12 protein-coding genes are annotated in these 14,694 nt (G+C 65.7%); 7 read left to right on the top strand and 5 right to left on the bottom strand.

The window, feature by feature from the left end:
- Positions 1 to 2: 2 nt before the first annotated feature.
- Both DVT68_RS18430 and DVT68_RS18425 read right to left on the bottom strand, forming a co-directional pair.
- The gene (locus DVT68_RS18430; RefSeq protein ID WP_114826683.1) at positions 3 to 941 is read right to left on the bottom strand and encodes a phosphate acetyltransferase; all 939 of its coding nucleotides are present in this window, start codon (positions 939 to 941) and stop codon (positions 3 to 5) included.
- Positions 942 to 986: 45 nt separating this feature from the next.
- On the bottom strand, positions 987 to 3,326 hold the full coding sequence (locus DVT68_RS18425) for a DUF3141 domain-containing protein (RefSeq protein ID WP_114826682.1): 2,340 nt from the start codon (positions 3,324 to 3,326) through the stop codon (positions 987 to 989).
- 504 nt (positions 3,327 to 3,830) lie between these two features.
- Between DVT68_RS18425 and DVT68_RS18420 the strand changes: the two genes are divergently transcribed.
- Positions 3,831 to 4,487, top strand: a complete 657-nt coding sequence (locus DVT68_RS18420; protein WP_114826681.1) for a DUF2076 family protein — start codon at positions 3,831 to 3,833, stop codon at positions 4,485 to 4,487.
- A 101-nt stretch (positions 4,488 to 4,588) separates the two neighbouring features.
- Here DVT68_RS18420 and DVT68_RS18415 read toward each other — a convergent pair whose 3' ends face one another.
- Together DVT68_RS18415 and DVT68_RS18410 are read right to left on the bottom strand one after the other, a co-directional pair.
- Complete coding sequence (locus DVT68_RS18415) at positions 4,589 to 5,308, bottom strand: tetratricopeptide repeat protein (RefSeq protein WP_114826680.1); 720 nt, start codon at positions 5,306 to 5,308, stop codon at positions 4,589 to 4,591.
- Positions 5,305 to 5,778, bottom strand: coding sequence for a 2OG-Fe(II) oxygenase family protein (locus tag DVT68_RS18410; RefSeq protein WP_114826679.1), 474 nt, complete (start codon positions 5,776 to 5,778; stop codon positions 5,305 to 5,307). The genes DVT68_RS18415 and DVT68_RS18410 overlap by 4 nt, the downstream gene beginning before the upstream one ends.
- A 707-nt stretch (positions 5,779 to 6,485) precedes the next feature.
- Here DVT68_RS18410 and tviB point away from each other — a divergent pair.
- The 5 genes from tviB to DVT68_RS18385 all read left to right on the top strand — a co-directional run bounded on the left by tviB (position 6,486) and on the right by DVT68_RS18385 (position 12,925).
- The gene (tviB, locus tag DVT68_RS18405; protein ID WP_114826678.1) at positions 6,486 to 7,763 is read left to right on the top strand and encodes a Vi polysaccharide biosynthesis UDP-N-acetylglucosamine C-6 dehydrogenase TviB; all 1,278 of its coding nucleotides are present in this window, start codon (positions 6,486 to 6,488) and stop codon (positions 7,761 to 7,763) included.
- 11 nt (positions 7,764 to 7,774) lie between these two features.
- Positions 7,775 to 8,785, top strand: coding sequence for an NAD-dependent epimerase (locus DVT68_RS18400; protein WP_114826677.1), 1,011 nt, complete (start codon positions 7,775 to 7,777; stop codon positions 8,783 to 8,785).
- Between the two features lie 105 nt (positions 8,786 to 8,890).
- The gene (locus tag DVT68_RS18395; RefSeq protein WP_114826676.1) at positions 8,891 to 10,561 is read left to right on the top strand and encodes a GMC oxidoreductase; all 1,671 of its coding nucleotides are present in this window, start codon (positions 8,891 to 8,893) and stop codon (positions 10,559 to 10,561) included.
- A 29-nt stretch (positions 10,562 to 10,590) separates the two neighbouring features.
- Positions 10,591 to 11,373: a 4'-phosphopantetheinyl transferase family protein gene (locus DVT68_RS18390; protein ID WP_114826675.1), complete on the top strand. Its 783-nt coding sequence runs from the start codon at positions 10,591 to 10,593 to the stop codon at positions 11,371 to 11,373.
- Between the two features lie 151 nt (positions 11,374 to 11,524).
- Positions 11,525 to 12,925, top strand: a complete 1,401-nt coding sequence (locus DVT68_RS18385) for a TIGR03013 family XrtA/PEP-CTERM system glycosyltransferase (protein ID WP_114826674.1) — start codon at positions 11,525 to 11,527, stop codon at positions 12,923 to 12,925.
- On the opposite strand, the gene DVT68_RS18380 is transcribed toward DVT68_RS18385, so the two are convergent.
- Positions 12,922 to 13,599: a J domain-containing protein gene (locus DVT68_RS18380; RefSeq protein WP_114826673.1), complete on the bottom strand. Its 678-nt coding sequence runs from the start codon at positions 13,597 to 13,599 to the stop codon at positions 12,922 to 12,924. The genes DVT68_RS18385 and DVT68_RS18380 overlap by 4 nt on opposite strands.
- Before the next feature lie 180 nt (positions 13,600 to 13,779).
- Between DVT68_RS18380 and DVT68_RS18375 the strand changes: the two genes are divergently transcribed.
- Entirely contained in the window at positions 13,780 to 14,505 is a 726-nt protein-coding gene (locus DVT68_RS18375) for a hypothetical protein (RefSeq protein ID WP_114826672.1), read from the top strand.
- The last annotated feature ends 189 nt before the right edge of the window (positions 14,506 to 14,694 follow it).

Raw genomic sequence — 14,694 nt, 5'->3', positions numbered from 1 at the left:
GCTTATCCCATGATCCTGCCGCCCTCGCGGCGCGAAAGCGCGACCATCACCGCCACCGCGCAGGAAGCGAGCCGCGTCACCAGCGAGTCGGCGCGACTGGTCAGGATGATCGGCACCCGCGCGCCCAGCACCACCCCAGCGGCATCCGCCCCAGCCAGGAACGACAGGCTCTTGGCCAGCATGTTGCCGGCCTCGAGATCAGGCACCATCAACACGTTGGCGCGACCGGCCACCGGTGAATGGATCTGCTTGATGCGCGCCGCTTCCTCGTCGATCGCGTTATCCAGCGCGAGCGGCCCATCGACCAGGGCGCCGGTGACCTGATGGCGATCCACCATCTTGCATAGCGCCGCGGCTTCGATGGTCGAAGGCACTTTCGGGTTGACCGTTTCCATCGCCGACAGGATCGCCACGCGCACCTCGGCAAACTGCAAGGCATGACCGAGGTCGATGGCGTTTTGCAGGATGTCGACCTTCTCCTCCAGCGTGGGTGCGATGTTGATCGCCGCATCGGTGATGATCAGTGGGTTTTCGTGCTGCGGCACGTCCATCACGAAGCAATGGCTGATGCGCCTGGCCGTGCGCAGCCCCGTGTCGCGTTTGACCACCGCCGCCATCAGCTCATCGGTATGCAGGCTGCCTTTCATGAGCGCTTCGGACCGCCCGTCCCTCACGCATTCCACCGCCGCGGCAGCGGACGCGTGACTGTAGGGCGCATCCACGATCGGATACGGCGTCAGGTCGATACCAAGTTCAGCAGCCACGGCCTCGATGCGCGCACGCGGCCCGACCAACACGGGCGCGATGAGTCGGGCCTTGGCCGCTTCCACCGCCCCCTCCAGCGAACTACGGTCGCATGGATGGGCGACCGCGACGGGCAACGGCGGCAGCGTCTGGCAAAACTCGATCAGCCGGTGGTACTTCGCGTGCTTCTGTTCCATCGACGCCTCCTCGGCGCATCGAGAGACTGAGCGACAACACGGTTTTCAGGACTGCGGCGGCGGCGCCACCTTGGCGGACTGCGGCAACAGGGACGGCTCTCCGAGCACGTTGCGTATGGTTGCCATGGCGGACGCCTGTTCGACGGTGTGCGAGTCCTTCTTCACACGCTCATCGGCCAGCAAGGCATCGATCAGGCCAAGCAGGCGGGTCCTGTCGGCGGGATCGGCAAGCAAGCGCGGCAGCGTCGCCACCGCCTGCTCGGGCTCGTAATGCACGATGATTTCCTGCTCGCCGCGAATCCTGCGCCATTGATCGTGCGGCAACGGCGGCAGGAACTGGGCGTAGTCCTTGCTCAGCTGGTCGCGCATGGCAAGCCGGCTCAACAGCAGCGGCTCGCCCTTGCGTTCCAGCAGATGGGCCACCCGCGCCACCGCCTCGGCGTATCCACCCTCCGCGATCGCGGCCAGCGCATGCTTCACATAGGGCAGCTCACGTGGATCCACCGCGGCGTGTGTGGCCGCCTCTTCACGCACCGCGTGCCGATTGGCCAGATGCAGCGAGAACAAATTCGCATAGACACCAAAGAACAGCGCTTCGGTCGCGGCGTCGCGCAGCGCCGTGCAGCAATCCAGCGAGGCGCTGAGCACGTCCGCGCCGGACTTCTCGAACGCGCGCCAGCCATTGGCGGCGTCTGCCGGCTTGCGATCGGCCTTGATGGCCTTGGCCGCCGGCCCCAACCAAGACAGCCACGGATTCATGTCCGACCAGGCCCATCGTTGCACCCGCAGCGGATGAAGCGCGCGCAACACCTGCGCGCTCGCCTCGCTCGACAGGGACTCCACGTAGGGCTGGGCAAACAGCTGATAGGCCAGCTGGTTGAATTCCGAGACCTCGGCAACGGCGGCGAACGGCTTCTCATCGGTGCGCCCGAATTTGTTCAGGCGCGCCGCGATGTCCTCTAGGCGAAGCTCGTGGAAGGAGACTTCATAAGCCGGCCCATGCTCGCCCGCTTCGGTCGCCGTGATGCTCATGCCATACAGGCCCGGCGGGAAAGTCTCGATCGCCTGCAATACGGAGACGATCTGTGCGTGTTCCTTTTTCGCCACCTTGCCCGACACGAAGATGCCGAGGTGACCAACGCTTTCATGCATCAGGCCGACGATGACCTGTCCGCGCGCCTTGATCTCGTCCGTGCTCTCGTAGAGGTCCGCCACCCAGTTGAACGCCTGTTGCGGCGGGGTGATGTTGTCGCCCATCGAGGCGAACAGGATGATCGGCGATCGGATGTCGCGCAGATCGAACGACTTGCCGTGGCCGTTGCTCACCTCACCGGACCAAAGTTTGTTGCCCACGAAGAGGTTGCGTGTGATCCATTCGATCTCCTCGCGGTTCATCAGGTAGAAGCCGCCCCACCACTTCTCGAATTCGAGGAAGCGTTCCGGCTCCGTGTCGATGTGCGCGTACAGGTTGTAGTACTTGTCCCAAAACGTGTTGGCGAGATTGAGGTTCTCGAAGTTCTGCACCAGCCAGGCGCCATCGAACTTGCCGTCGCCGAGGTCCGCGGTGTACGAGGCAAGCCAGGTTCCGCCCAGCAATCCGCCGGCGTAACGCATGGGGTTGTCGCCGGCCCCCTCGCTCCAGGCGCCGCTCCAGTAGGACATGGGCGCGCCGTTGATGACGATCGGCCCGGTCGTGTCCGGATCGGAGCTGGCCAGCATCATCGCGGCCCAGCCGCCCTGGCAATTGCCGATCAGCGCGGGCTTGGGGCTGTCCGGATGCAGGTCGCGCACCTTGCTGACGAAGCGTTGCTCCGCCGCGCAGACATCGAGCAGGGTCTGGCCCGGCTCCGGGTCGCGATAGAACACCACGAAATACACCGGATGCCCGGCGCGCAGGGCGACGCCCACCTGGGAATCATCCTTGAAGCCGCCAATACCTGGCCCGTGGCCCGCACGGGGATCGATGATCACGTAGGGACGCTTGCGCTCGTCGATGACCACGCCATCCGGCGGCACGATGCGCAACAGCGCGTAATTCACGGGGCGCTCGAAATGGCGCGCATCCAGCACCGTCTCATAGTCGAAATGCAGCACGGGCTTGAGCCCCTGCACCGCCGATTCCACGAAATCCGTGCCCCGCTCGCGCAGGGTGTCCCAGTAAAGGACCGATCGTTGCGCGGCATCCACCGCATAGCGCCAGCCTTCGATCGGATTGGCGAGGGCGGCCCACGATTTGAGCAGGCCTTCGTTGCGCCAATGAGGCTCCAGCGCCCGGCCCACTCGATCGCCGTAGTGCTCCAGCGCATGCTGGGTTCGTTTTTGCCAAAGTCGCGCGATCTTGGCGGCGACCTCCTGGCTGTGCACGACGTCTCTTCCTGTGTCCATGGCGTGGTCCCCATGTTTCGACTGGAATGCCCGGCGAACAACGACTGTGTCGTCGCAGGATGAATGAAACGGGCGGCGGCCCCGCGTATCAGGTGCATCGATACCGGGCGGGGCCATGCAACCCATCCACTGTCCGATAAAAATGATGACAACCGCGTGTGCGCCAAGTGCCCAATCACTCGACGGATGCGAAACGGGAATGATCCTCGTTGGTCTGCTTGATGGAATGACGCACGATTGCGCCGGATCTTCATCCACGCGCACGCCAGGGCGCGTCGGGTACGACGAATCGAGCAAGGTCATTGAAGGTTTCACCAGCAACCCATGACGGCCCGCGCCCGGCTTCGCAACTAATTGCGCCCATGCGCCAGCTGACTGGCAAGCAAATAAATCTGTCGTCCCCCTTGATGTCACGCGAGCCGGGCACACTTCCGGCACTGCCCGCCTGGCATGCTGCGCGCCACAGTGGACCCCGTTCGCTCATCCTTGGAGACACCGCAAGTCATGACCCCGCAGGAACAACAGCTACTCGATGATTTCCTCCAGCGCCTGGCCGCCACCGGTGGTGTGGCCAAGGATCCCCAAGCGGACGCATTGATTCGCCAGCGCCTGGCCATGCAACCCGATGCGCTGTACCTGCTGGTGCAACGCAGCCTGTTGCAGCAACAGGCACTGGAAGGCGCCAAGGCGCAGATCGCCCAGCTGCAGGCGCAGCTCGGCGCACAGCAGGGCGGCGGCAGCTTCCTCGGCGGACAGCAGCAGCCGGCCTGGGGCGCCGTCCCGCCGCCCTACCCGCCGCAGGCTCCGGCGCAACCGGCCGCAGCGCCGGGCTGGCGCGAGCGCTTGTTCGGTGGGGCGCCTGCGCAACCGCCGGCCGCGGCGCCCAGCTTCCTCTCGCAGGCAGCGACCACCGCCGCCGGTGTGGCGGGTGGCATGTTCCTGTTTGACGGCATCGAAAACCTGCTGGGTGGCCACCACGGCGGTGGCGGCTTCTTTGGCGGCGGCGGCCAGCCGACGGTGATCGAGAACGTCACCGAGAACAACTATTACGACGACGACCGCTCGCGCGACCGTGACGTCAGCAACGACCAGGACTTTGCCTCGTCGGATGATTTCGACGACGGCAGCGGCGGTGGTTTCGACGACAACAGCTGGGCGTAATCAGCCTCTGACGATCGGGCGTGCCGCCATGGCACGCCCGATCACGGATTGTTGTGGGAGCATCCAACGAACCGTGAGTGGCGCGAAGCCACCCATGGTGTCTAGAGCGACCCTGCCGCCAGCGCGCGCAACTGAGGATGTTGCGACTGGAGCAAGTCGCTGCGCAGCGCCTCGGCGAAATGATCGGGCGCCACGGCGATCGCCGAGCGCAGCAGCGCGCAGGCCTCTTCGATGCGTCCTTCCTCAGTGAGCACCGAGGCCCAGCTGCACTTGCCGCGATAGTCGCCCTTCTCGGCCGAACGCCGATAAAGTTCGCGCGCCGCCTCGGAGTCCGGCTCGGTTTCCCAACCGTATTCGTAGTACTGACCGAGGAAATGCATGGCGCGGGCGTGCCCTGCCTCAGCCGCGCAACGGAACCAGTGGAAGGCTTCCTTGCGGTTTTGCAGCACGCCCCGGCCATGGGCCAGCAGGCAGGCGTAGTTGTACATGCCCCAGTCCGAAGCATGCTCGGCGGACTCGCGATACCAGACCGCGGCCAGTTCGACATTCACCGGCACGCCCCAGCCGTTCTGGTGGATGCGCCCGATCATGTTCATCGCCATCGGCTCACCCTGGTGGGCCGCAAGCTGGAACCAATACAGCGCTTCAGCCATGTCGCGCTGGCAGCCGATGCCTTCCAGGAAGGTTTGCGCCACCGCCAACTGCGAGGCGGCATCCCCCGCCAGCGCCTGCGCCAGCAAGGTCGTGTGCACGCGCGCGGGCGACGTCCGCAGCAGATGCAGCAGCTCGTCGGTGCGTGTGGCGCCGTGCGTCCCGCTCATGTCCCGGACTTGGCGCACGGCAGGTTGTGGTGGTTGGCAGTCAATCGAAGCACGTCGGTATGCGGGGCGTTGGTCCGGATGAGACCCGGAATGGATACATCAGGTTCCGGGAGCTTACGACGCAGCCGCTCCTCGCGCATCGGATCCTGGATCCTGAACGATGACGCCAACCTCCTGCGGCGAGTCATCGGCTCCATGCCGTTCAGATGGCCGGCGCCATGCAGGATCATGCCCACCGCCGCGATCGCGGCCGGGTGGGCGCCGAGCCTGTCCCCGATGACCGGGTCGCCAGCGTCATCATTGGCCGGATTATTGAGGAACCATGTTGCGGAAAGGTCAGTACGCACGGGTACGCCCGTACGGCACGCCGCCGGTCGGTAAACCGCCGTCACACATTTCTCCACTGGCTGGCGCGGGCGGCGGTGCATCGGCTCGTCAGCAGTCAGTACGTCGGGAATGTGGAATAGCATCGCGTTTCCTTTGCTGACTGAACTGGTCGCTCGTCCTGCGGCCGGTCGGCGACCGTATCAGAAATGGAAGCGCGCGGTCACGATACGAGCACGGCAGCGCGCGCAGGCCACTCACCAGGCAGGCCCCCATGGCTTCAAGGTGGCGCAATTCGCTAACCGGATTGCGCTTTCCATGTGGCGACGCACATTGCCCTGACGGGCCGCGCCTCCTCTTGCGATCCAGCCCCGCTGGTCGCAGCAGTGGCCCAGCGCGAGAAACGCCCTCTGAATCAGGCGAAAAACTGCCGCCTTTTCCTCGTTGATTCAAAAGGTTGGGATCTATACACCAAACACCCCTCTCCTCATCGAGCGCCCGAGCGAAGACCCAGCGGCCCCGCCAACGCCCGGCTGCAGGCGCCCTCTCATCGAGCCCAGACGGGCGACTCACCGGTCCCAGCGCCAAGACGAATCCATGCGCAGCCCCAGCAAGCGGCGCCCACGTCACATCCGACACATTCACCTTCCGATAAGCCACCTCTGGCCTGGCGGAAAAGCCTGGCGACCCTGCTAGCCTTGCGTCGCCGACGCGCATGACGCACCGCCCGATGCATGCGATCTTGCGACGACGACACACAGGGGCATGCACCGACGCTGTGTTCACCGGGTGACCCATCGGATAACCTGCGGGTCTGCTCCATGCCCTACCCCACAGACAGCGGAAGCCCGGCATGCACAACCTGGAAGACACCAAGCTCGCCATCATTGGACTCGGCTACGTCGGATTGCCGCTGGCGGTGGAGTTCGGCAAGCGTTACGACACGGTCGGCTTCGACATCAACCACGGGCGCATCGACGAGTTGTGCGCCGGCCAGGACAACACGCTGGAAGTGAGCGCCGAAGAACTGGCCGCCTCGCCCCGGTTGCGCTTCAGCGCGCAACTGGCCGACCTCGCCGACCGCAACGTCTACATCGTCACCGTGCCCACGCCGATCGACTCGGCCAAGCGTCCTGACCTGACGCCGCTGGTGCGAGCCAGCGAGACGCTGGCCAAGGTGCTCAAGCGCGGCGACGTGGTGGTGTACGAGTCCACCGTCTACCCGGGTTGCACCGAGGAAGTGTGCGTGCCGATCCTCGAGAAGGGCTCGGGGCTGGTGTTCAACCGCGACTTTTTCGCCGGCTACAGCCCCGAGCGAATCAATCCGGGCGACAAGCAGCATCGCGTCACCAGCATCCTCAAGGTGACCTCCGGCTCCACGCCGGAAACGGCCGACTACGTGGACCGGCTCTACGGCTCGATCATCACCGCGGGCACGCATCGGGCCAGTTCACTCAAGGTGGCCGAAGCGGCCAAGGTCATCGAGAACACCCAGCGCGACCTCAACATCGCGCTGGTCAACGACCTGTCGATCCTGTTCAACAAGCTGGGCATCGATACGCTGGAAGTGCTGGAGGCGGCGGGCACCAAGTGGAACTTCCTGCCGTTCCGCCCCGGCCTGGTCGGCGGCCACTGCATCAGCGTGGATCCCTACTACCTCACCCACAAGGCGCAGGAAGTGGGCCACCACCCCGACGTGATCCTGGCCGGCCGTCGCACCAATGACGGCATGGGTCCCTACATCGCCAGCGAAGTGATCCGGCTGATGGTGCGCAAGGGCATCAACCCGGTGCAGGCGCGTGTGCTGGTGCTGGGCCTGGCCTTCAAGGAAAACTGCCCGGATCTGCGGAACACTCGCGTGGTGGATATCGTGCACGCCTTGCACGGCTATAACGCGCAGGTGGATGTGCACGACCCGTGGGTGAACGCCGCCGAAGCCGAGCACGAATACGCGCTGGCCCCGATTGAGCAACCGCAGGTGGCCAGCTATGACGCGGTGATCGTCGCCGTGGGACATCGCCAGTTCAAGGCGATGGGCGCGACCGGCATCCGAGCCTTTGGCAAGCCGTCGTCGGTGGTGTATGACGTGAAATACGTGCTGCCGCGCGAAGCCGTCGACGGCCGTCTTTAAGGACTCGCATCATGAAAGTGTTGGTTACCGGCACCGCCGGCTTCATTGGTTCCTACGTCGCCGAACGCCTGCTGGACCGTGGCGACGAAGTGGTCGGTCTGGACAACCTCAATGACTACTACGACGTGACGTTGAAGCAGGCGCGTCTCGCGCGTTTCGCGGAGCGTCGCGGCTACAGCCACGTCCATGCCGACCTCGCCGATCGCGATGCGATGGAGCGCCTGTTCGCCCAGCACCGCCCGCAGCGCGTGGTGCACCTGGCCGCGCAGGCCGGCGTGCGCTACGCGGCGGAGAACCCGCACGTGTACGCAAGCAGCAATGTGGTCGGCTTCCTGCATGTGCTGGAGGGTTGCCGCCAGCATGGCGTGGAGCATCTGGTGTACGCCTCCACCAGTTCGGTCTACGGCGCCAACACGGCGATGCCGTTCTCCGAGCACAAGTCCGCCGAGCACCCGCTCACTTTGTATGCGGCGACCAAGAAAGCCAACGAGCAGATGGCGCACAGCTACGCGCATCTCTATGGCATTCCCTGCTCCGGCCTGCGCTTTTTCACGGTCTATGGTCCGTGGGGTCGCCCGGACATGGCGCTGTTCCTGTTCACCCGGGCGATCCTGGCCGGCGAGCCGATTCGCGTGTTCAACCATGGCCGGCACAAGCGCAGCTTCACCTACGTGGACGACATCGTTGAAGGCGTGATTCGCACGCTGGACAAGGCGCCGCCGATCGACTCGCGCTGGGACAGCAACGCGCCCGATCCGGCCAGCAGCGGCGTCGCCCCCTACCGTCTGTTCAACATCGGCAACGAGCGCCCGGTGGAACTGCTGCACTACATCGAAGTGCTTGAGCAGTGCCTCGGTCGCAAGGCCAACATGGAGCTGCTGCCGTTGCAGCCAGGCGACGTGCCAGACACGGAGGCCGATGTTACCGACCTGATACAGGCCGTTGGCTATAGGCCGCAGGTTTCGGTAGAAACTGGCGTGGACAACTTTGTACGCTGGTATCGCGCGTACTACGGCGTTTGAAAGGCCGCAGCCAGTAGATCACCCCGCATGACGCGCCCGGCCCGCCCGGATCCGTTCCGCCTGCAACACGACGTTTGAACCCAAGCGTGTCCTTAGGGGAGTGGCGTGATCATCGATTACCTGACCGGCTCGCACCCGGCCGACATCGAAGCCGACCTGTGCGTGATCGGCGCCGGCGCTGCCGGCATCGCCATTGCGCATGCGTTCATCGGTACCGACATTCGGGTGTGCCTTATCGAGAGTGGTGGACTGGCTGGCGAGCAGCGTAACCAGGCGCTCTGTGAAGGCAGTTCTGTCGGCCCCGTGCCGTTTGATGCCGATAACTCGCGCATGCGCGTGTTCGGCGGCAGCTGCAACCTGTGGGGCGGCGGCTGCATTCCGCTGAGCCAGTACGACATGGCCGAGCGCGACTGGGTGCCGCACAGCGGCTGGCCCATCAGCTATGCCGAGCTCGAACCGTATTACGCACGCGCCCGCGCCTTCTGCCAGTTGGACGGGCTCGACTTCGCGGACGGTTCGTTCACCAGCCCGACGCCACGGCCGCCCATCGTTTTCGACGATGGCAAGCTGGTCAACCAGGTGTTCGGGCGCAGCCCGGTGCTGTTCGGCGACGCTTACCGCCAGCAGCTTGAGCAGGCGCCGAACATCGATGTGCTGCTGCACGCCAACCTGCTTGAGCTGGTTCCAACGGCCAACGGTTCGGCCGTGCGGTCGGCCACCATCGGCTCGCTGGACGGCCGCCGCGGCGCCGTGCGCGCGCGGCATTTCGTGCTCGCGTGCGGCGGCATCGAAAACGCGCGCCTGTTGCTGTTGTCCAATTCGGTGATACCCGAAGGGCTGGGCAACCGGCACGACGTCGTGGGCCGCTATTTCATGGATCACCCCAGCGGCAGGCTGGGCGCCCTCAGCACCGATGAGCCGCATCGTGTCACGCGCCCCTACGAACGCCATCGCAGTCGCCATCAGTTACCGGCCTTTCCGGAAATCGGGCTTTCGCACCACTACCAGCGCCGACATCGCGTGCTGAATGGGCGCGTCCATCCGTTTGCGGTGGAAGGCCCCATGCCGCGTGGCGTCCGCGCGTTGCGCGAATTGCGCTCGGCGCTGCGCCGCTCGGTACCCGATGAAAGTGCCTTGCTCGAAGCGCGCCTTTGCGCCGCCATGCGCAACGGCCCCGCGGCCGAAGCAGTGGCCGCGCCGGCCAGCCTCAGCATGACCGCGCTGCGGCTCGGGCTGGGCGTCGGCGACATCGTGCGGGCCTGCCTGCACAAACTGGCCGATCGTCCAACCGTCGCCAGCAGCCATATCGAACTGGTGGGCTTCTTCGAGCAGGCTCCGAACCCGGACAGCCGCATCACGCTGGGCGACGAAACCGACGCACTGGGCCAGCGCAAGGTCCACGTCGATTGGCGACTCACCCCGCTGGATCGCTACACCTATCGGCAGGCGGCGACGATGAGCGGCCATGAACTGGCGCGCGCCAGCAACGGGCGCTTCCAGCTCGAACCCTGGCTGGCCGACGACGCGCAGGAACCCCCTCAGGTGCACGGCACCGCGCACCACATGGGCGCGACGCGCATGTCTGACGACCCGCGGACGGGCGTCGTCGATCGACAGGGCAAGGTGCACGGCATAGACAACCTGCACATCGCGGGCAGCTCGGTGTTTCCCACCGGCGGCTGGGCTTTCCCCACCTTCACCATCGTGGCGCTCAGCCTGCGTCTGGCCGACGATCTGCGCCGACGGCTGACGTCCCACGCCGCCGGGCTGCCGTAACGCGATGTCACCGTAGATGCCTGCGAGCCATGCACGCCCCTGTCATCCTCGATACTGCATTTCGTGACGAGGCAGGCCGCGCCCTCGCCCAGGCGCCATGCCGCGACCTGGCTGTCGGCGCCGCGCTGGTGCTGTTGTTCGACAGCACGCCCTGGCAACGCTTCCGCGACCATGCCCTGCCCTTGCTGTCGGCGGCCGAACAGGTGCGCGCGCAACGCTTCCGCAACGGGCATCACCGCGATGCCTATGTGCTGGCGCACGCCATATGGCGCCTGGTGCTTGGAACCGTGCTGGAACTGGATGGCGCGCAGGTCCTGCTGACCAGTTCGCCGGAAGGGCAACCGCAGCTGCCGGGCACGCCCTACGCCACCAGTCTTAGCCACACGGGGAACATGGTGGCGATCGCCCTCACTCGCGCTGCATGCGTCGGCATCGACATCGAGCAGTCCCCAACGCGCGTGGCGCTGCGTGATCTCTCAAAAGTCGTGTGCACTCCGGCAGAGATCGTGGCGCTGGAGCAACTTTCGCCAGCGCAGCGTGACGCCGCCCTGCTCGCGCTATGGACGCGCAAGGAAGCGTTGTTGAAGGCGTTTGGCGTAGGACTGCGCGAGTCACCCGACCGCATCAGCGCCGACGCGGGAGTCTTGATTGCGCCGCCCCCGTCCGCGCCGGCGGCGCCCGCCTGTCGCGTGCATCCGCTGACGTTGAAGCCAGGCCTGGTTGGCGCACTCGCGACGCCGGCATCGATCATCCACATCGCCACGCATTGGATCGCGCCCCCGATGTCGGAAGGCATCGTCGACACGCCCTGAAGCGGTCGCCATGGGTGTAACAGCGCTGAGACAGCCGAACGGCTTGATGTGTCGTCTTACCTAAGTTGCATCGACACCCCGGAAAGGCTCGCGTTAGCCTTTCCACCTGCCTGAGGGATGTGGCTGCAACCTGGGGAAAGGGGGGATTCGGATGCTTCGTTTCCTGCGTCGGCAATCCGTGCGTTGGCTCATGCTGCTCGGCTTCTGCGAGCTGATGCTGCTTGCCATCTCGCTTTGCGCGGCCACCTATCTTCGCTACTTCCTCAACGCCGACGAGCTGGCGGAGTTCACGCGCCACCTGCCGGAGCGCGCGATGGTGTTCGCCAGCATCATCGTGATCGGCATGGTCGCGATGGGCCAGTACCAGGCGCACATACGCATGACTCGCTTTGGCCTGCTGGCCCGTCAGGCGGTGGCCTTCGTACTTGGCGGTTTCCTGCTGGTCGTGGGTTACTACGTAGTGCCGCAGGCCTACGTGGGCCGCGGCGTGCTGGCCATCGCGCTGACGCTGGGCTTCCTGCTGGTGATGACCTTGCGCCTGCTGTTCCTGCAGCTGGTGGAAGTGGAGGCGCTCAAGCGGCGCGTGTTGATCCTTGGCGCCGGCACGCGCGCGGCGCAGATCCACAACCAGATGCGCCGCCGCACCGACCGGCGCGGTTTCTGCGTGGTGGGTTACGTCCCGCATGCCAGCGAAACCGTCGCGGTGCCGCAAGAGCAATTGATCCGTAGCGGGCTGCCCTTGAGCGCCTACGTGCTGCGCGAGCAGATCGACGAGGTGGTGGTGGGTGTCGACGACCGTCGCGGCCACCTGCCGATGGACGACCTGCTTGAATGCCGCCAGATGGGCATCGCCATCACCGACCTCACCTCGTTCTTCGAGCGCGAGGCGGGCCGCCTGCAACTGACCATTCTCGATCCGTCGTGGCTGGTGTTTTCCGGCGGTTTCAACGGCACCCCGCTGCGCCAGCTCAGCAAGCGCTGCTTCGACCTGGTGGCCGCCTCCATGCTGTTGCTGCTGTGCTGGCCGCTGATGCTGCTCGAGATACTGGCGATCCGGCTGGAGTCGGGGCCGGGCCAGCCCATCCTGTATCGGCAGGAGCGCGTGGGCGCGCACGGCTGCACCTTCCAGTTGCTGAAATTCCGCAGCATGCGCACCGATGCCGAACGCGACGGCGTGGCGCGCTGGGCCAGCAAGAACGACGACCGCGTGACCCGCGTGGGCCGCATCAGCCGCAAGCTGCGCGTGGACGAGCTGCCGCAGTTGTGGAACGTGCTCAAGGGCGACATGAGCATCGTCGGACCGCGTCCGGAACGCCCGCAGTTCGTGGCTGACCTGACCACCCAGATCCGCTATTACAGCCTGCGCCACTGCCTCAAGCCCGGCCTGGCCGGCTGGGCGCAGCTGAGCTATCCGTACGGCGCCACCGTCGAGGAAGCGGCCGAGAAGCTCAAGTACGACCTGTTCTATGTGAAGAACCACAACCTGCTGCTGGATCTGCTGATCCTTATCCAGACGGTGGAAGTGGTGCTGTTCGGGCGCGGCGCGCGCTAGGGGTTGCGGGGTATGGCCGGCGACTCATCGGGCGTGCGGCTGGTGGCGCCAAGCGAATGCAGCGGCGAGCTGTACCAATCCACCACCTGGCCGTCCTCGAAGCGCACCCATGAGGGTCCGTACTCCCAGCGATCGCCCTGCTCGCTGAGCGGATCGCCAAGCATGCTTCGCACCTCTTCACGTGACAGGCCGCGCGAAAGGGTCGGCATGGGCGCGACCGTGCCGAGCGGCGGGCCCGCCTCGCCGGTGTTGCTCGCAGCCGATGAAGGCGACGTGCTGGTTGGCCGGCCCGCAATGTCCCAACCGAGCACCGCAAGCGCCACCGCCGGCACCAGCAAGGCCGCCGCCGGTTGCCGCCATAACGGCTTCGAACGTCTGCGCGCGGCGACCTGCGGCCTGGATGGACCAACGGGTTCGGGAACGGCGAAACGGACCCGCGAGGTCGAACCAGGCAGGCGTCCATGTTCGCGCTGGAATGTCATGGCGGCGTCGTACTGCGCCATCAGGCGCTGCAGTTGCATGGCGGAAGCCGGATCCGCGGGCGCGTCGCCCTTGCGGTCCGGATGCATGCGCGCCACGTGCCGGCGAAACGCCTGCTTGAATTCGGGCAAAGCGCAACCGGGACGCAAGCCGAGCGTCCGGTACATCTCGAGAAAGTCGGTCTCGCTGGCCAAGCCGGTTTCCCCTCCGGGTGGCATTGCCTCAGCGCCCATGACGCGACCCACACGGGTGTCGCGCTGGACGCTCGCCATTGTTCGCACAGCCTGATGCTGCCCGCAATATCCCCTGTTCGCTGGATGAGGAAGCGTGCCGGTCGGGGCCGCCATTCCCTTGCGTCAGGCTTCCATCGACTGGTGGCGACGACGCTGTCACTGCTCGCCATCAGCCTCGGCGCCCGGGGCCAGGCACTTGGTGATGCCGTGACCCAGGCGCCGACACTGGGGGCGCACACCCTGCTGACCCATTCCGAAGGCATGGGCGTCTCGCCCGCCGTCACCGAGCCAATCGACACGCAGGCAGTGGGCAGTTCCTTCATCGTGCTTAATGGTGGATACGTGAAGAACGCCAACGCGCCTACCGACAGCTATGGAAACCGCTGGAAGCGGGTGGGCCGCGGCGCGGAGTTCAACGGTTACGGCGGCGCCTTCAACGTCACCGCCTACGTGGCCATCGCCGGCAAGGGCGGCGACGGGCACACGGTGCGCATCGACAAGTCCGGCTATCCCGAGGGCGAAATCTCCGTGCCCTTTATCGAAGTGACCCACGCCGGCGTGCTCAAGGACGTGGCGCAGAACTATCCCGCGCCGGGCCTGGTGCTCACCAGCGACAGCGTCACCACCACCGGTCCGGCGACGCTGGTCGCTGTGTGGTGGGGCGATGCGGGCATCAAGCGCATGACCGCCCGCCCGGATGACGGTTTCACCGTGATCGACAGCTACCTGACGCTGCCGGACAACAGTGGCGTGCAATGCGCCGTGGCCGTACGACAGGTCGCCTCCGCTGGCACCTACCGCGTAAGTTGGGTGGGATCGCCGATCCAGGGCGCCATCCTGTGGTTGTTCGCATTCCAGTCCAAATGACCAGGCAAACCGGCTCCGCGTGAAGACGCGCGGGAATAGGCAGGAAGGGATAGGGGCAGGAATAGCCGGGATGGTCTAGGGAAAAACCCGCACGATCAGCCGACAATTCAGGCCATTCCAGGCGACGCATTGCCACGGCTCGAAGCCCGATATCCGGCCTTCGACCGCGGTATCGACCGGACACCAGGG

Source organism: Dyella solisilvae, assembly GCF_003351225.1.
Lineage (GTDB): Bacteria > Pseudomonadota > Gammaproteobacteria > Xanthomonadales > Rhodanobacteraceae > Dyella > Dyella solisilvae.
This window is presented reverse-complemented; position numbering and strand designations above follow the sequence as displayed.